At 64.3% G+C, this 17,041-nt stretch carries 14 protein-coding genes; 4 read left to right on the top strand and 10 right to left on the bottom strand.

Annotation, left to right across the window (positions count from 1 at the left end; genetic code table 11):
• Nucleotides 1-15: 15 nt before the first annotated feature.
• The 5 genes from AAGI46_00070 to AAGI46_00050 all read right to left on the bottom strand — a co-directional run bounded on the left by AAGI46_00070 (nt 16) and on the right by AAGI46_00050 (nt 6,060).
• Nucleotides 16-3,279, bottom strand: a complete 3,264-nt coding sequence (locus AAGI46_00070; protein MEM1010595.1) for a TAT-variant-translocated molybdopterin oxidoreductase — start codon at nt 3,277-3,279, stop codon at nt 16-18.
• Between the two features lie 105 nt (nt 3,280-3,384).
• On the bottom strand, nt 3,385-4,161 hold the full coding sequence (locus AAGI46_00065) for a cytochrome c3 family protein (protein ID MEM1010594.1): 777 nt from the start codon (nt 4,159-4,161) through the stop codon (nt 3,385-3,387).
• Nucleotides 4,162-4,328: 167 nt separating this feature from the next.
• A complete protein-coding gene (locus tag AAGI46_00060; protein ID MEM1010593.1) occupies nt 4,329-4,772 on the bottom strand; it encodes a hypothetical protein in 444 nt (147 codons plus the stop codon).
• 5 nt (nt 4,773-4,777) lie between these two features.
• Entirely contained in the window at nt 4,778-5,275 is a 498-nt protein-coding gene (locus tag AAGI46_00055; protein ID MEM1010592.1) for a hypothetical protein, read from the bottom strand.
• Nucleotides 5,276-5,361: 86 nt separating this feature from the next.
• Nucleotides 5,362-6,060: a hypothetical protein gene (locus AAGI46_00050; GenBank protein ID MEM1010591.1), complete on the bottom strand. Its 699-nt coding sequence runs from the start codon at nt 6,058-6,060 to the stop codon at nt 5,362-5,364.
• A 58-nt stretch (nt 6,061-6,118) separates the two neighbouring features.
• Here AAGI46_00050 and AAGI46_00045 point away from each other — a divergent pair, with 58 nt between their 5' ends.
• Nucleotides 6,119-7,390 (top strand): hypothetical protein, encoded by a 1,272-nt coding sequence (locus AAGI46_00045; protein ID MEM1010590.1) that lies wholly within the window; start codon nt 6,119-6,121, stop codon nt 7,388-7,390.
• Nucleotides 7,387-8,091: a class I SAM-dependent methyltransferase gene (locus tag AAGI46_00040; protein MEM1010589.1), complete on the top strand. Its 705-nt coding sequence runs from the start codon at nt 7,387-7,389 to the stop codon at nt 8,089-8,091. Before AAGI46_00045 ends, AAGI46_00040 begins: the two co-directional genes overlap by 4 nt.
• A gap of 155 nt (nt 8,092-8,246) precedes the next feature.
• On the opposite strand, the gene AAGI46_00035 is transcribed toward AAGI46_00040, so the two are convergent.
• From AAGI46_00035 to AAGI46_00015, 5 genes are all read right to left on the bottom strand, one after another.
• Nucleotides 8,247-9,812: a DUF2079 domain-containing protein gene (locus tag AAGI46_00035; protein MEM1010588.1), complete on the bottom strand. Its 1,566-nt coding sequence runs from the start codon at nt 9,810-9,812 to the stop codon at nt 8,247-8,249.
• Nucleotides 9,813-9,863: 51 nt separating this feature from the next.
• Nucleotides 9,864-11,642: a glycoside hydrolase family 2 TIM barrel-domain containing protein gene (locus AAGI46_00030; GenBank protein MEM1010587.1), complete on the bottom strand. Its 1,779-nt coding sequence runs from the start codon at nt 11,640-11,642 to the stop codon at nt 9,864-9,866.
• 179 nt (nt 11,643-11,821) lie between these two features.
• Nucleotides 11,822-12,448, bottom strand: coding sequence for a PEP-CTERM sorting domain-containing protein (locus tag AAGI46_00025; GenBank protein MEM1010586.1), 627 nt, complete (start codon nt 12,446-12,448; stop codon nt 11,822-11,824).
• Nucleotides 12,449-12,543: 95 nt separating this feature from the next.
• Complete coding sequence (locus AAGI46_00020; protein MEM1010585.1) at nt 12,544-13,365, bottom strand: prepilin-type N-terminal cleavage/methylation domain-containing protein; 822 nt, start codon at nt 13,363-13,365, stop codon at nt 12,544-12,546.
• 164 nt (nt 13,366-13,529) lie between these two features.
• Nucleotides 13,530-14,609, bottom strand: a complete 1,080-nt coding sequence (locus AAGI46_00015; GenBank protein ID MEM1010584.1) for a LacI family DNA-binding transcriptional regulator — start codon at nt 14,607-14,609, stop codon at nt 13,530-13,532.
• 507 nt (nt 14,610-15,116) lie between these two features.
• On the opposite strand from AAGI46_00015, the gene AAGI46_00010 reads away from it, so the two are divergent.
• Complete coding sequence (locus AAGI46_00010; GenBank protein MEM1010583.1) at nt 15,117-16,379, top strand: type II secretion system F family protein; 1,263 nt, start codon at nt 15,117-15,119, stop codon at nt 16,377-16,379.
• A 9-nt stretch (nt 16,380-16,388) separates the two neighbouring features.
• Nucleotides 16,389-17,041: type II secretion system protein (locus AAGI46_00005; protein MEM1010582.1), on the top strand; the 653-nt coding region annotated here is incomplete at its 3' end.

Below are 17,041 nucleotides of genomic sequence, written 5' to 3'. Positions count from 1 at the left end.
TACGTCTCAGCCGGGTTAGACGGCCACCTCCTGCGGTGCGGGCTTCGCGGTGGTTGACGCGTCTGCGTGCTCCTCGCCGCCGTGGTCATTGCCGTGCTCGTCGCCCTCCGACTTGTCGGCCTTGGCTGGCGGATTGCGGAGCTTGGCCATGTACTTGGTGCGTGGCCGGACGTTGAGCTCGTCCAGGACGCCGTACGTCCGCGGGTTCTGGTGCTCGATGGTGACCCTGGACGTCGCGTCGTTGAGGTTGCCAAAGACGATGGCGTCGGTGGGGCAGACCTGCTGGCAAGCCGTGCGGACGTCGCCGTCCTTGATCGTCTCGCCTGTGTTCTTGGCGTGGATGGTGGCGACCTGGATGCGCTGCTGGCAGTAGTTGCACTTCTCCATCACGCCGCGCATTCGGACGGTGACGTCGGGGTTGAAGACCATCCGGCGGACCAGGTCGATCTCTGACTGCTGCTGGTCGGGGATGCCGATGTACGTCGAGTCGAGCGTCGACCCGCGCGGCCGCTTGTAGTGGTAGTCGAGGTAGTTGAACCGCCGGACCTTGTAAGGGCAGTTGTTGCTGCAGTACCGCGTGCCGATGCAGCGGTTGTAGATCATCACGTTGATGCCCTGCGTGTCGTGCACGGTGGCTGCAACGGGGCAGACCTGCTCGCACGGTGCGTTTTCACACTGAACGCAGGCCAACGGCTGGAAGACCGTGTCGGGGTCGTCGTCGTGCTTCTTGTCGGCGACGGTGTCGCCCTCGGCCTTGAAGTAGCGGTCAACGCGCAGCCAGTGCATCTCGCGGTTGTTGAGGACCGACTCCTTCCCGACGACCGGAATGTTGTTTTCCGCTTGGCAGGCGACGACGCACGCGCTGCAGCCTGTGCACGCGTTCATGTCGACCGACATGGCCCACGCGTGCGGGTAGTTGTACTCCATCGGCGGCTGGAAGATCTGCAGCGAGATCTCGCCGTACTTGTACTTGATCGCCGGGTGGATGCCCTTGTTGCCGGCTTTGACGTGCTTTTCGTGCTTGTCGAAGGTCGTCTCGCGGATGATCTTGCCGGGCTTGCCGTGCTCGCCGACGCGTTTGATTCGGCCCTTGTAGCCGGTGTCGTCGATGAGGTGGTGATTCTGCGTCATCGCCAGCGTGTACCGCTCGCCGGTAGGAGTGAGCTGGCAGCCTGAGGCGATGTCGAGTCCGGCGGTCGTGCGGAGCTGGTACGTGTCGAATCCGCCGCCGCCGTCGCCGCCTTCTGCAGCGGTCGTCACGGCAAGGCTTCCACCGGCGCGTCGGCCATAGCCGAGCGGCAGGGCGATAACGCCCTCCGGCTGGCCGGGCATGACGTAGACCGCGATGACCATCGAGCGCTCGGCCAGCGTCAGTGTGACCAGGTCGTTCGTCCTGATTCCGAGCTTCTCCGCATCCTTCACGTTGACGAGGACAGCGTTGTCCCACGTGAGCTTCGTCATCGCGTCGGGCAGCTCTTGGAGCCAGCCGTTGTTCGCGTGTCGGCCGTCGTGAAGTGCGGGACTACCGCAGAAGACGACCTCCAGCCCGTCGGCCTCAGCGACGACGTCTTCCAGCGGCGCGGCGGTCGGACTCGGGACGTCAACCTTGGCGAAGGTCGAGTCGGCGAGGATGCCGTCGTGGAGGAACTTGCGGAAGTCGGGATCGGTCGCCGGCCGAAGATCGCGGTCCATCAGCCCGGCGAACGTCTCGAGCACGAGGGCGAGGCCTTCGGTGAGCGGTCGATCCTGAATTCGCGCCAACAGCTCGATTTCCGAAACGCCGCCGAACAGCGGAAGGATGAGCGGCTGCTGCGGTGCGACCGTGCCTTCCCAGCCACGCGTGTCGCCCCAGGCTTCGAGGAAGTGAGCACGAGCGACGTGGATGTCAGAGACGCGGGCCGTCTCGTCGACATAGTCGGAGAGGTGAACGCTCAGCGGCACGCTCGCCAACTTGCCGGCGAAGTCGAGGTCGGCCGGAGCGTCGTACGCCGGGTTGCCGCCGAGGGTGACGATCGCGTCGATCTCGCCGGCGTCGATGCGACTGGCAAGGTCCTGGATCGATCCGCCGGTGACGGTTGGATCTTCGACGAACGTCAGCGCTCGGCCGAGATTGCCGAGCTGTTCGTTGATGCGGAAGCCGAGCACCTGAAGGCCGGGCGGAAGGTGGGCACCGACGGCGACGAGCGAGTTGCCCGTGTTCGCCTTGAGGTCCTTGGCGGCCTTCTTGACGAACTCGGACTCGCGATCGGTGAGCGTCTCCGGCAAGGCGACGCCGGTGACCCCGACCTCGTACGCTAGCGCTTCGAGGACGCGTCGCAGTCGACTCGGCTTGAGTGGCAGGCGGACGTCGGCGTTGGCTCCGGTGAGCGAGTGCTGGCAGTCGACGTGGTACGTGCGGCTCATCCGCGGCTTGGCCTCGTCGTCGGCCGAGACACGCAGGCGGGCCCAGGCGGCCTCGTGCTTGACGTGGGCCGGGTGCTGCCCGATGTAGTCGTCGTCGAACCCGACGACGATCATCGCCTCGTCCAGCTCGTACACCGCACGCAGCGGCCGTCCGAAGGCGAGCGCTGTCGCCTTTGCAACGTGATCCGTCGCGAGCGGTGCCCAGGCGTAGTGCGCCCCTTCCGGCAACTCGGCCAGAAGTCTCGTGTACGTCGGCGACGCGGTCGACTGGGTCAGGACGGCGAGTCGACCCGTGGCCAACGCCTCGCGAAGCTGCGGGAGAATCGCTCCTTCGAACGCGTCGGCAGGAAGTGTGACAGGCGCTTGCCCACGACGATCGACATAGCCGCGGGCACGCTCCGGATCATAAAGCGAGAGCGTCTGTGCAACTGCCGTCGTATCACAAGCACCCGAATTGCGATTGCGACTCAAGTTCGATGGATGAAGGGCATTGCCTTCGACTTTAATCGGCCTTCCATCAAAGCTCTCAACGATCAAGCCCGCGCCAACGCCATCGACTTCCCAGCTCGACGCGTAGTACTCCGGCACGCCGGGAATGTGGTCGTTGACCGCGTGTGCGTAGGGAGCGATGACTTCCGTCGGCCAGCGCCGGCAGCCCGACAACCCAATGCCCGCCAGGCTCATCCCGGCCGCTGCGTACTTTAGGAACTTGCGCCGCGTCGGGGCGGCGGTGATGTCGTCGGGCGTGTAGTCCGCAAACTCTTTCTCAAGCGACTCCGCCACCTCGGGCGATTCAGCCAGGTGCTCAAAGCTCTGCCAGTACGTTCGCCCGGTCTGCTCGGGCCTGATGGCGGGATGATCGGCGCTAGCGGTCATGTAAAGCGAGAAAAGTGAGTCGTGCGTCGGTGGTGGTGGGGTCGGAGCCGGAGCAGCTTCTCGTGGAGTCGGGGCGACTCGCTGCTCGCGACGGACAACTCTTGATCATCGGTGGCAGGTGCTGCACGCCTGCATGTACGCCTCGTCCTTGATGTTGTAGAGGGCCTTGAGCTCCAGGCCGACGCGAAGCTGGGCCTTTTCCAACGAACCTTCATCCTCAGGCTTGAGCTGCAGGTCGTTCTCACCCTGGCCGAGGTGGTAGGTCATGCTCGTGACCTGTTCGCGCGGACGGAGGAACTTCTCCGGTTCGCGGTGGCACTGGAGACACCAACCCATGTTGAGCGGCTGCGCCTGGTAGACGACCTCCATCTGGTCGACGCGTCCGTGGCACGAGTAGCAACCAACGCCGGCATTCACGTGGGCGGAGTGGTTGAAATAGCTGTAGTCGGCCAGGTCGTGGATCTTGATCCATTCGATCGGCTCGCCCGTCGCCCAGCTTTCGCGAACCTTGTTCAACGTCGGCTCGGCTGTGGCGACGTTGCTGTGGCAGTTCATGCACGTCTGCGTCGGCGGAACTGCGGCAAATGCGGCTTTTTCGACCGTCGTGTGGCAGTACTTGCAGTCCATGCCAAGCTGGCCCACGTGGAGCGCGTGGCTGTAGTGGACTGGCTGCTCGGGCTGGTAGCCGATGTTGAGCGTGTCCGGATGCAGTGCCAGGCCGGCGAAAGTCGGGGCATACAGGGCACCGCCGCCGACGGCGACGATCATCACCGGCAGCAGGAAGTTGGCCCACCGTGGAAACACGAAGCGGCCCGACCGTCCTGAGGCGTAGGCCATCGAGCCGCTCTGTGAGGCGTCGGATTGTCCCGTCGTCTTGCTCATCTACATCAAAAGCGAAATGGGGAAGGACTCGAAAGGTCGAGTCGTGGCACGACGCACCACGCGGGGCCGGCCGGCTTGGGGGCATTAGAGTCGGTCGCTGCTGCTTCGGCAAGCTACGAGATTTCACAAGCTGCGGCAGCATGCCGCACGTGCAGGCGTCAGGACGATCAATCGCTCTGGACGGTGGGAAAGGTTTGTTTCATAAAGCTTTCGTACGCCCTCGGAAGGTCGTCGCGTTCGGGGTGAACCTGTGCCTGTGGCGTTTTGCCGCTGATCACATCGACCGCGATCACCCGGCGCAGAGCGTGCCGACGCGAAGCACCGCCGACGAGATAGTGGACGGTCGCAACAACCCGCATCGCGCCGTCTTCGGAAGCCTTGCTGAAAACGTTCGTTGCAACGAGGCCCGACGCGCCCGTTTCAGGCAGGCCTGGCCGGGCAGCAGCCGTCAGCCAGACGGGCGGTGCGGCCAGCGGCTGGTAGCCCAGAGCGTCGGCCGACGCGCGCAGCTTGTTTCTCAGGCGTCGCTCGCGCAGTCGGACAAAGACAATGACCGCAGTCACCGCAACGGCCGCGGCACCGAGCAGCACCAGGGGCGGAATCGTCGGCACGCGTCCTACTTCGGCTCTTCGTACGTCGCGGGATCGTCATGGTCGCCCACCGGCCGCGTCATCGCGTGACCGTTGGGTGCCATTGAAAGAAAGACGATGAACGCGAGCATGCTGATGAACACCGTGGCAAAGTCACGTGTCAGTGCCAGGCCGATAAAGCCCAGAACGCCCGCCGACACCAGCGGCAGCCAGATGATCACCCAGCCCTTGAGGTAGTTGCCGGGCGTGACGACATCGCCCGCGTAGTACTCGTTCCACAGCTGACGCCGAATGTAAAACGACCCCGGCAGCGTCACGCCGATGAAGGTCATCCCGCCGACTAGCCAGACGACGCCCCAGAAGTGCCCGACGTGGTCTACCTCTTTCGTAGCCCCATTGCCGGTGAACAGCAGCACGAAGATCGACCCGATCATCGCGGCGGGTGGGATGAGCGCGACGGCGATGTACGTCAACCACGCGTACCGCAACGCGAGTCCGGCCTCGTCGAGCGGCACCGTGGGCATCGGTCGGCGTGGACGCATCACGTCAGGACGGTCAGCGCCTGGCTGATTCGCAACGGTCACGGGAGCTTCTGTGGGACTGGCAAGGGTCATCGGGGATACTGCTGGGACGCTGGTATATCGGCATTCGGCAAGGCCGGCAACGTCGAGGCCCTTGTCGGGGTCACGTCCGAAAGGTCGATCGTGTCCTGCCCGGCCATCTCGCCGCGGTTCCACGAAACCGTCAACCGCTCAGGCACCGTTCCCTTCAGTGCGACGACAGCGACCCGTCGCGGCGGGGCGGCGTAGCCAGAGTAACCCGAAATGATCGCAGAGGCCGGGCCCTCCTGGAGCTCTTTGCGAACCTCTGAAGGCACGTCGACGTGCGTGACCACGCGCATCCCACCCGCCGGGCTCGTGACGCTGTCGAGGTCGGCTCCGTCCCGGTGGAGCCAGATGACCAGCAGCGTCTCGTCGTCGAGCTCACCCAGAAGCTCCAGGCGAAAATCCTCACCGATCAGTGGCGACGGCCTTCCGCCCGCACTAGCCAACCGAAACGCCGGCTCGCCGGTGAGGTCGCGGGCCAGATCGTCGACAAACGCATCCGTCGCGGGCGGCACGATGCGAATGACGCCGGACCCGACGCCGACGGGATTGAGGTAGGCCGTCTTGATCTTCGCGGCCGGCGGGGTCGCATTCAGCCCGCCCTCGCCACGCCACGCCTTGCCGACCAGCAGAAACATCGGCGGCAGCGTCAGGACGAGCAGCACGCCGAGGAAGATCAGGTTGTTCCGCGTGTCGCGCGTCACGAGCCACCCTACGCGACCCCACTCGAATGCCGGCCCCTTGATCGTTACGCTGCTACTCGTGGGCGAGCAGCGGCCGAAGAAGACGTACGACGACGATGAGCTCGTCCCACTGCTCGGCGAGGAGCCGACGCCGACCGACGACGACGACATCGTCCCGCTCGTTCGAGACGAGACGCCCGATCCACGCGACGAGCTCGCGCACGACGGTTTCGGCGTCGAGGGGCTCGACAGGCGTTCGCCGACCGACGCTTCATATGCCAAGGCACCGATTCCGATCGCGGAGATTGCCCACCCGATCCCGATCCAGCCCGATCGCCCGACCAAGCTCGCCGCCGACGGCGGGTACGACTTCTCCGACGACGACGAAGAGGCGGCGCCCGCCCCCAAGCTGCCCAAGCCGGCCGTCGCCAAGGTGTTGAAGGAAGAGAAGTGCCGCAAATGCGGGTACAACCTCATGGGCCTGTCTCGCGGCGGAAAGTGTCCGGAGTGCGGTACGCCCATCCTGAGCCAGGTTGCGGCTGACCGTGCCGACGACCTGCGGTTCGCCGACTCGCAGTGGCTCGACAAGGTGGCGCTTGGGTGCCGGATCGTGCTCTGGACAGTCATTGCGGCCTTTTTTGCAAACTTGGTCCAGAGTTTCGTGATCGGCTCGCTCGTCGTGGCAGGCCTGATCTCGGCCGTCAAGTTCGGAGCGTTCGCCGTCGGCTACTGGCTCATGTCGGAACCGGACCCGTCGGAGATCGACCTGAAGCCCAAGCTCCGCATGGCCGTGCGACTGTGCGCGTTCGCCGGGCTTCTCTCGGCCGGCGTGCAGCTGATCGACGCTGTCATCACGTCGACCGCCGGTCCGCCGATCGGAGCGGGTGGGATCACGGTGCTGCTCGCGATCGCTTTGGTCCTGGAGTTCGTCGGATACGCCGCCTTGCCGATTTCCGCGTTTTATCTCCAGCACCTCGGCATTCGTGGCCGTGAGCCTTCGGTAGAGGATCGCGGGCAGGTCGTCGCGATCGGCCTGCTGGTCGTCTACGCGGCAGCGGCGATCGTGCTGGGCGTGGCACTTCTGGCGATGTTCCTGACGACGACGCCGGCACAGTCCGCGGGCGTCTTGATCCTGAGCGTGTGCGGCGGCTTCCTGGTCTTCCTGATGTTCCTCGTCTTCGGCATCAAGTACCTCGTCCTGCTCGGCGAGACGAGTCAGATGCTCCTGCACGCCGGGAGCAAGACCACCAACGCCGCAGGCCAGCGGGCGACGGTCGAGGAGCTGCGCGCCCGCGAACGCGAGATTGCCGCACTCCGCAAGGAAAAGATGAAGTACAGGATCGCCCCGTGACGCCAGACGAGCTGCTGGCGAGCTATCCACGCGAGCGACCCCCGCTCCCGCCAAAGCAGGCGGCGATCTACGCGGACGAGTACAAGAAGAACCGGCAGGGCAAGGGCCTGATGAGCCGCCTGGCCCAGGGTGCCGAGGGCTGGATGCACGAGCGCGTCGCCGCCGGCGGCATCGCGGGGCCAGTGCTCGAACTCGGTGCCGGGACGCTCAACCACGTGCCGCACGAGTCGCCGCACCTGGGCGAGTGGGGCCTCGACATCGTCGAGCCGCAAGAGCACCTGTACGCCGACAGCCCGCACCGTTCGGCCGTCCGCGACGTCTTCGCCGACATCGCCGACGTGCCGTCCGATCGGCGTTACTCGCGGATCATCAGCGTCGCGGTTCTGGAACACGTCGCCGACCTGCCGGCCGTTCTGGAGCGCTGCCGCGACCTCCTCGCCCCCGGCGGCCTGATGCAGCACGGCATCCCCAGCGAAGGCGGCTTCCTCTGGGGCCTCGGCTGGCGCTTGACGACCGGCCTGTCCTACCGCCTCCGCACCGGCTTCAGCTACAAGACCCTCATGCGGCACGAACACCTCTCGTCTGCCGACGAGATCCTCACCGTCTTCCGCCACATCTTCCCCACCGCCACCGTCGACCGCTTCCCCACCCCAACCCGCCACGGCTCGCTCTACGCCTACCTCGAAGCGACGAGGCCGTAGGACCGGAAGCGATTAGCTGTTAGCGGTTAGGGCCTAGGTCGGAAAGGGATGCGTCCTCCTCTGACCTAGGCCCTAGTCGCTAATCGCTAGCAGCTCGACGCGGAAGGGCGGCAGGTTTGGAGGAGCCAGCGAGGCACGTCGAAACGCTTTCGACGTCACGGGTCGTATTCCGATCGTTCGTCGTCGTCGCCGGCGTGGAGCCAGGCGGCGTAGGCGCGGGCGGCTTCCGTGTTGCCGTGGGCGGGCGCATCCAACGGCCATTGCCAGAGTTCGACGCAGTTGCCGCGTTCGATCAGGACGGCCGAGCCGCTGCGGCGGACCTGGCCGGGGAAGCCGCTCTTGACGAAGGCGTTGTCCTCACGCGGGATCAGGAACAGGTGGCCGGGGCGGGCACGGGTCGAGATCCACCAGACCCATTTCTCCTTGGTTCGGCCGGTGCGTTCGGCGACGTAGTTGGGCCGACCGGCGACGTGCGGGCCGAGACGATGGTGCGCGGTGAGCGCGGGTGCGTTGCGGTAGCGCTCGGCCATCTCGACCGCTTCGGCGATCGTCGCGCGGCGGTCGGCGGAGGGCCACCAGTCGTCGAGTCGCTGCCAGACGGTCTTGGTGCCGGGGATGCCCCACAGAATGAGCGAGAGCGCGAGCGACGGGACCGTCAACGCGATGGTGCGGTTGAGCGTCGTCAGGGCGCGAAGGCCGTGCGCGGCGGCGATCATGAGGAACGGGATCGTCTGGGCGTCGTAGTGCCCGACGAAGCTGTACTGCGTCCAACGAGCGACTGAGACATTGAGCAAAAGTCCAGGAATCACGCCAATCGTCGCTGCCAACGAATGTCTGCCGAGGTAGGGGAAGAGGCCGAGTCCGAGGAGCATGACGAGCAGGTACTCGGCCTTGTCGTCCCAGGCGGCCGACCAGTCGACGTAGCTGGTGTGGCCCCACTCGGCACCGCCGCGGAAGTAGGGCATGACGACGCCCATCGCGATCACGAGCCATGCGATCGCGACCGTGGTCAGGACGCCGAACAGGCCCCAGCGCCGATGCCCGATGCCCGCGTAGAGCCCGATGCCGACCACGGCCAGTGGGGCACTTTCGCGCGTCGACAGGAGCAGCGGAATTGTCAGCCAGAGCCATCGTGTCCGTCGCGTGTGGACGAGGAGCAGCGACAGCGCGACGAGCGGCGCGGCCAGTTCGATCGGCTGAAACTGCGTCGCGAGCGTCGCCGTCAACGGCGGCCAGACGAGCAGCATCGCGAGGAAGACGGCCAGGATGATCCGTCGCGTCCCATCCGTCATCCCGAGCGCAGTCGAGGGACGTCGTTCGGGATCGTTTACGACCTCCAGACGAGGTCCTTCGACTCGCTGCGCTCGCTCAGGATGACGGAGGGTGTGGTGGGCGAAGAGCAGTGTCATCCAGATCGTCGCCCAGACAGCCGTCGCCTGGAGGAGCATCAGCACGTACGCGCTGGGCCAGACGAGGTACTGGAGGGCGACGAGCAGCATGACCGGCGAACAGTGCTCGCCGAGGTGGTGCCGCGTGAGGACACTGCTAGCGAAGCCTTCGGCCGGGCCGAGGTGGGCGATGGCCCAGGCGAGGTGGTGGTAGTTGCCGGTGTCGAGGTCGGCGGTGTTGGCGGACGCGTGCTGGAGAAGCTTGGGCGTCGTGATCGCGAGCCAAAGCAAACCGGCCGCGGCGATGAGGAACCATCGTCCGCGGCCGGGCATGACCGAGAAGATATGCGTCGCGATTAGCGATTCACCAGGCCCAATCGATGCTCACTCGTACCGCACGTCATCCAGATAAAAGACGACAGGCTTGCCTTGGCCGGGGATGGCGAAAGCGAAGCCAGTTTTGATTCGGCGAAGGTCTTTGCCCGTGAGGTCGATCTCGTATTGCTGCCATTCGTCTGTCAGCTCGACGACAACCTTGCCAGCGGCGGTGTCGGTGAACGCCTGGCCTTCGCGAAGGGCGCCGAAGCTGAAGTCGACCTTCTCGCCGCCGGTTTCGCCGCGGGCGAAAAAGGTCAGTTTGGTGGCGTCGCTCAGGTCGAACCCGCCGGGGAGGTCACCCCAATCGTTGGCGGGGTTCTGCCAGACAACGCCGGCCCAGTCGCCAGGGCTCATGAATGCGACGCGCATTGCGGTGTTGCCGGAGTTGGCGTACTTGGTGTCGTTGTTTTCGACGGACAGAGCGTCTGTTTTGCCCACCCAGCCCGAAGGCACGTATGGCATCGGGCCGATGTCGTCCGCGTAGAGCACCAGCGGCAGTTCGGGGGCGACGGCGAGGCGTTCTTTGGCGGCGGTGTCGGAGTCCTGCACGAAGACTGGCATGTTGGCCGTCGCACCGCCGCCGGCGGGATCGCGAACGATGGCGAACACCCGGTAAGCGCCGGGTTGATCGGGCATGCGAATGGTGGCCGAGTTGAGGTTGGATTCAATGACGGCATCTGCAAAGCGATCGGGCTTTGGCTCCGCGTCACCACCCACGCGGTACTCCTCGGCCTCGGCGTAAAGCTTCCATTGCGCGGTGAGCGGCTCACCTCCCGGATCGAACGCGTCGACAGTGAACGTAACGGTCTGGCCCTCGATGAAGCGGTTGCCGGGAGCGCGAATCGGCTCGATCTGTGGCACGCGATTTCGAGGCGGCGCTCCGGTCCAAAGTTCCTGCATCACATCGACCGCCGCCAGCTTGGTGTTGTCGTCATAGAACATGCCGAACCACGTGGCGGTGGCTTCCTGCTTGAAGCCCCAGGTGAAGGCGAAGCTGCCCAGGCAGAGCTTGTCCTTCTCAGCCAGAACCGAGTTGCGATAGGCCAGGCCGTAGTACTGTGCCTTCTCGCTGCTCGTGGGTTCGGGCACCGCGCCCCAGTCGTTCTTTTGGACTTCCCACGTACCGACGGGCCCGAACTCGGTGAGGATGAACGGCTTGGTACCGCCGGCTTCGCGGTAACGCTCGGCGATGCTTGGTGCGCCGCCGTAGGCGTTGATGCCGACGATGTCGATGCTGGGCGTGAGCTCGTGCATCGCCCGCACGCGTTCGCCGCCGATCTCGGCGACGACGGTCATGGTGGGGTGGTTGGGGTCGGTCGCCTTCGCGTAGGCCGCGATCTCTTCAACCGCGGCCCAGATCTTCTCGTTGTCGCCGTCCGCGAAGCCTTCCATTTCGTTGCCAATCGACCAAAGCAGCACGGCAGGGTGGTCTTTGAACGCATCGATGGCGGCATTGGCTGATTCGAATTGCTCCGCGACCTGGGCCTTGTCGTTGTAGTCGAAGCCGTGCCGCTCATGACCGAGCCAGATGCCGACGGCGACCTTCAGGCCGAGCGACTCGGCCTCGTCGAGCTGGTCCAGCAGGTTGTCGGTGCCCCATGTCCGAAACGCGTTGCCACCAACGGCGGCAAGCACGTCCTTGGGGCCATCACCACCACCTCCTTTGACGAAGAAGGGTTCGCCGTCGATCAGCAGTTGGTGGTTGCCGTCCGTGGCGACGACTTCAACCTTGGCAGCGAGAGCGAGGCAGGGAAAAAGCAGGACGACGAGAAATGTTTTCCACATTGCAGATGCTTTCAGGTTCCGCGGGTTGCCAATCATCAATCAGGAACATGCTTCCCAATCGTGGGAGTCATATCACCAGAGTCAGTTTGCACGAGGTGTAGCCCGCGTTTAGTCAAGGCCCCGCCGGAGCATTTCGCACCGACGGGGCAAAAGGGGAATCAATCGAAGACCGGACCGACCTACGCGCGACGACGTCGGGCGAGCAGGCCCAGGCCGGCAGTGCCCAGGAAGGCCATGGTGCCGGGCTCCGGGATCACCTGAACGCTCAGGTTGTCGTAGTACATCGTGGTGCCGGCGGCAGGGCCGTTGGTGGCACCGAGCTGCAGCGTCACGCCGCCGTCGACATCGGGGCCGGCGGTGACGAGGAACTCAAACGAGGTCCAAACCGACGGGTCAGGGTCGATCGCCAGTGGTCCGCCGCCGAGGATTTCCGCAGCCGACGTTCCACCACCAACCGGGTCGATTTCCGAGAAGAACTCGGCGAATGCAACACCGCCGGGCTGGGCGTAGCTGCCGCGCGCATCGAAGCGAACACGAAGCGTATCGCCCGGGCTCACCATGCCGATGCCAATCTTCTCCTGCTTGATGAGGGAGTTGCTCAACGTCGCGTCGTTGACGATTTCGCCCGCGAACGTGCCGCTGGACGGGTTGGTCGAGACGACATTCTGCTGACCGGGACCGGTCGGGAACTGAACGTAGCCGGTGAAATCACCCGTCTCGAAATCACCGTTGACGGTGAGTTCCGTGAACAAGCTTGCCGAAGCGCTGCCTGCAAAAACTGCGGTCGCAGCGGCTGCGACGATCATGTGTTTTCCGAACATTCCAATCCTCCAAACATGGGAAACACCCCCTCGTAAAGTCCTGCTCGGAACGTCCGGGCAGGCACAGAATCATCTGCCGGCTAGTAGGCACCGGAGAGATTCTGGAAAGTCAGTACATCCTGCGCGACCGCGCCGGCGTGCCCGTCGACGTACAGAATGTTGGCAGTCCTGTTGTCGCCGTGTCGGTAACGAATGTGGTAATTGCCACCTGTCGGGCGGTCGTCATTCAGATCCCAACCCGGAAGCGTGCTGGTCAGCCGGCCGGCGTTTGCCGGGTCGTCAAAACCTTGGTTGTTGAGCTGAGTCCAGTCGAGCCAGCCGCCCGCAACGAACGAACCGCTGGTTTGAGCTGAGTCGGCGATGGCGACGACTTCACTGCTATTCCGGACACGCGTGATCTTCAGCAGCTCGTCATAAAAGCCCGGAACCGGGTCCGCGTTGGGAGTGGCCGGGTTTACAACCGAAATGTACCGATGGACCTGTCCGTTGCCGCCGTAGGTCAGCGGGAACTGATTGGCCTCGCTGAGGATCGACTCAGGGCACGTCCAAATGTCAGCCGAATCGCTTGCCTCATCGGCAGCGACCTGGGAGAAGTCGACATTCGGATCGCCGCCGATGCTGATGTAGTCGCGGAGAATGACCGGTAGGGCACGATCTAAACCGCGATTGTCTACGAACTCGTTGAAGTAGAAGCTAGGCGGTAGGAAAAGACTCTCGGCGTTCACGTACAAGGCTGTGGCCGAGCCGATCTGCCTCAGCTGACTCAGGCACACGGTCGATCGCGCCGACGACTGTGCGCGACTGAGGACCGGCAAAAGGATGCTGATCAGGAGGGCGATGATGCCGATCACCACCAGCAGCTCGACCAGAGTAAATCCGTTTGTTCTGCGCTGATACTTCATGAACGGGCCTCCGATGAGATGGGGCTGTTAGTTTGACGTCTATCGAGCCACGCGGGCAGTGTCTGCTGAACGCCCTGAAGGGCCGTTGCCGAAATGAGTGGTGTCTGTGTCATTCAGTAAACTTGACGGCATGCCTCGCACGTGAGACGGGTGCCTGGATTCCATCAGCGCGACGACGGCAGCCCGACAGTCGCGCCAGCTCGGAAGGTCGTAAACACGCTCCGCTGCTCGACGGCTGCCGGGGACGATGGCTCGTCGTCACGTCGACGCACTTTGCCCGCCATCTGGATTCGTAGAACGTCGACCGCCGCCTCGCCGAGCTCTGCTGCGTCCTGGCAGACGGCCGACATCGGTGGCATCGTCAGCCGCTGGGCGTCGCCGTCGTCGAAGCCGACGAGGCTGAAATCGTCTGGTACAGAAACCCCTGCGTCGTACGCCGCCCGCAAAAGACCCAGTGCTGGCAGCGGGTCGGCGACGTAGAAGGCTGTCGGGCGAAGCTCATTTGGCGTTGCAAGCCACTGCTTGAGGATCGTTCGGCCTTGCTCGTAGAGGGCCGGAAGACGCAGAACCATCGGCATGGCATCGGGGGCATCTTCTGTCGACAAGCCCGACGCGGACATCGCGTCACGCCAGCCATCGATGCGGTCGAGGTGGTCGGTGTCGTCGCGGGTGTTGGCGACGACGGTGATCCGCTCGTGCCCGAGCCCGATCATGTGGGCCACGGCCTCGCGGCTGGCGTCCCGGCTACCGGCATCGACCCAGCTGACCGGGACCTCGCCCCCCTCGATCCGACTGCCGGCCACGACGCTCGGGAAACCTTCGGCGGTAAGCTGTCGGCAGATGTCAGCGCCCTCCTCGGTCGTTCGGAGGACCGCGCCCTTGATGCCCTTGCGACGGAACAGGGCGGACGGAGACTCGCCGGGCCGGAGGGCGGTCTTCAGGTTGACGATCAGGAGGTCGTTGCCGAAAAACTCGCCGGCCTCCTTATCCGCAACGGCTCGGCCAATGCCTGAGAGCAGGCACTGGTCGAAGGGCGTGGCGACGGTGGCAGGGCCGGCGTAGGCGAGGGCGATGCCCTCTGCGACGGCGCGTTTGCCGACTCGCCGGACGTATCCGCTCGCGTTGACCTCTTCGAGCACACGCCGCCGAGTCTCGATGCCGACGCCTTGATCGTCGTTGAGAACGCGGCTGACGGTCGCGATGCTGACCGACGCACGCTTGGCTATTTCACGGACACTTCCCATCGCTCCAAGCCTCCTCCAGGCAAGCGACACGAAACAGTTTCGAACGACCGGGGAAGAATAACCCAAAGTGCGGCAAGCTGTCAAGGAACAGTTTCAGAAACGTCCGCATTTTTGTTGTTGCGACAAGCAGCTGCAGCGGGTCGAATCGTCCCCGAGAACCTGCCAACAGCGATTCGCACACGCACCGACCTTGCATCGAAAGCTGCTGGATCCTGAAGCCGAGAGCAGAGCGAAGCGTCGCTCCGGGCTTGCACAGATTCGGAGCGACGCTCCGCTCTGCACTCGTCTTCGACGTTTTCTCCGGACCCCGTTACGTTCGATTTCGGTCAAAGCAGCTGCATCGCGCGTCGCAACGAGCAAAGCGGGATGAGAGACTCCGGCTCTCCACGCTTTCTCGCAGCGTGCATTTGGACGCGGTGACCAGGCGCAGGTGGACAGGTCGTACCCTTGCGGCGGTCGGCGGCCCCGTCGTCCCTCTCCACAACTGCGTCAACCGACGGAGACACGATGCCGACTTACGTCTACGAAGCCATGAGCCCCAGCGGCTCCGAGGTCAAGGAGGAGCTCGAAGCAGCGAGTAACGCTGAAGCGATCGCCAAGATCCGCGCTAAGGGCTATTTCCCGACCAAAATCAAGGAAAAGCAGGCGAAGAAGTCGGTCAAGAAGTCTGGCGGGCAGGCGGAAGCGGCACCGATCACGCCGAAGAAGAAGCTCCCATTCGCCATCGGCGGCGTGTCGCGGAAGAAGCTCGTCAACTTCACCCGCAACCTCTCAACGCTCCAAGACGCCGGTCTGCCGATTCTGCGGTCGCTGCAGATCCTCGAGCAACAGGAGCGTCCCGGACTGCTCAAGGCCGTCGTCGGCGGTGTGGCCGAAGAGGTTGAGAGCGGCTCGTCGCTCTCCGAAGCGATGGCCAGCTATCCCAAGGCGTTCGACAAGCTCTACGTCAACATGATCAACGCCGGCGAGGCCGGCGGTGTGCTCGACATCATCCTGAGCCGCCTGGCCGACTTCATGGAGAAGGCGGCCAAGCTCAAGAAGAAGATCATCGGTGCGATGATCTATCCGGCGGCGGTCATCACCATCGCGGTGGCGATCGTGACGGGCATCATGATCTTCGTGATTCCGGCCTTCGAGGACATCTTCGCCGACTTCGGCGTTGAACTTCCCGCGCCGACCCAGTTCCTCATCGACACCGCCAACTTTATGGCCCCGCCGCGTCACGGCTGGGCTTATGTGCTGCTGACGCCAATCGCGATCCTGATCCTCTGGAAGATCATCCGCCTGTCCAAAGGCGGGCGATACGGGACGGACCTCTTCAAGATGAAGATTCCGATCCTCGGCCAGATCGTGCGAAAGGGCACCGTCGCCCGCTTCACCCGGACGCTCGGAACGCTCATCAGCGCCGGCGTGCCGATCCTGGACGCGATCAACATCACCAAGGAAACCTGCGGCAACGAGGTGTTCGAGCGGGCTCTGGTCAAGGTCCACGACGCCATCCGCGAGGGCGAATCGATGGCCGACCCGATGCGGGCGACCCGCATTGTCGACACGATCGTGGTCAACATGATCGACGTCGGTGAGGAGACGGGCGATCTGGACAAGATGCTCGTGAAGGTCGCGGACAACTACGACAACGACGTCGACGTGCTCGTGAGTTCGCTCGTGAGCATCCTGGAGCCGGTGATGGTCGTGATCCTCGGCGGTATCGTCGGCTTCATCGTGATCTCGCTCTTCATGCCGATGATCTCGCTCGTGCAGTCGCTCTAGGAGAAGCCGATGCAGTCAGTCACGCAACGACGTCGAGAGTCAGGGTTCACGCTGGTCGAGCTGCTGGTGGTGATCGGCATCATCGCGCTGCTCGTCGGCATCCTGATCCCCACCATCGCCCGCGTCCGCCAGGCCGCGTTCGCGACCGATTCGGCGGCGACCGTCCGTGCGCTGACGAATGCGATCCAGACGTATTACGACGACTTCCAGGCGTACCCGGGACCGCTGGCGGACGACCAGATTGGCATCGGGCTCGGAAACTTCTCATTTCCAGCACCAGGCGACCGGAGTGCAAACTTCACATTCGACGTTGACGACGACGGCACCGACGACGACTCGTTGCTTGAGAACATCGCTGCGACGAACGGCATCACGGGCACGGAGAACCTTGCTCTTGGGCTGCTAGGCGGGTTGGTCCTCGATGCGGGTGGCGCCATCCTCTACGACCCTCAGGCCGTCGGAAGTGGCCCGCGTCTGCTCGGCGGAACCCCCGGCAGCCGGCCGAGCTACGTGGACCTTGAGCGGGATCGCCTTGGCTTTACCTTCGCTGCCGACAACAAGGAGACCGGGCGTTTCCGCGACAACACGGCCTCGGCGAACGACACGATCATCCCGGAATTCGTCGACAGCTTCCCGAGCCCGATGCCGATCCTGTACCTCCG

The organism is Planctomycetota bacterium, from assembly GCA_038746835.1.
Lineage (GTDB): Bacteria > Planctomycetota > Phycisphaerae > Tepidisphaerales > Tepidisphaeraceae > JBCDKH01.
Note: the sequence above shows the minus strand (reverse complement) of the source record. Positions and strands in the feature narration are given on the sequence as shown.

Coding starts and splice junctions, on each gene's coding strand:
- AAGI46_00070 (MEM1010595.1), bottom strand. CDS start 3,279: ATGACCGCTAGCGCCGATCATCCCGCCATCAGGCCCGAGCAGACCGGG.
- AAGI46_00065 (MEM1010594.1), bottom strand. CDS start 4,161: ATGAGCAAGACGACGGGACAATCCGACGCCTCACAGAGCGGCTCGATG.
- AAGI46_00055 (MEM1010592.1), bottom strand. CDS start 5,275: ATGCCCACGGTGCCGCTCGACGAGGCCGGACTCGCGTTGCGGTACGCG.
- AAGI46_00035 (MEM1010588.1), bottom strand. CDS start 9,812: ATGCCCGGCCGCGGACGATGGTTCCTCATCGCCGCGGCCGGTTTGCTT.
- AAGI46_00030 (MEM1010587.1), bottom strand. CDS start 11,642: ATGTGGAAAACATTTCTCGTCGTCCTGCTTTTTCCCTGCCTCGCTCTC.
- AAGI46_00025 (MEM1010586.1), bottom strand. CDS start 12,448: ATGATCGTCGCAGCCGCTGCGACCGCAGTTTTTGCAGGCAGCGCTTCG.
- AAGI46_00020 (MEM1010585.1), bottom strand. CDS start 13,365: ATGAAGTATCAGCGCAGAACAAACGGATTTACTCTGGTCGAGCTGCTG.
- AAGI46_00015 (MEM1010584.1), bottom strand. CDS start 14,609: ATGGGAAGTGTCCGTGAAATAGCCAAGCGTGCGTCGGTCAGCATCGCG.
- AAGI46_00010 (MEM1010583.1), top strand. CDS start 15,117: ATGCCGACTTACGTCTACGAAGCCATGAGCCCCAGCGGCTCCGAGGTC.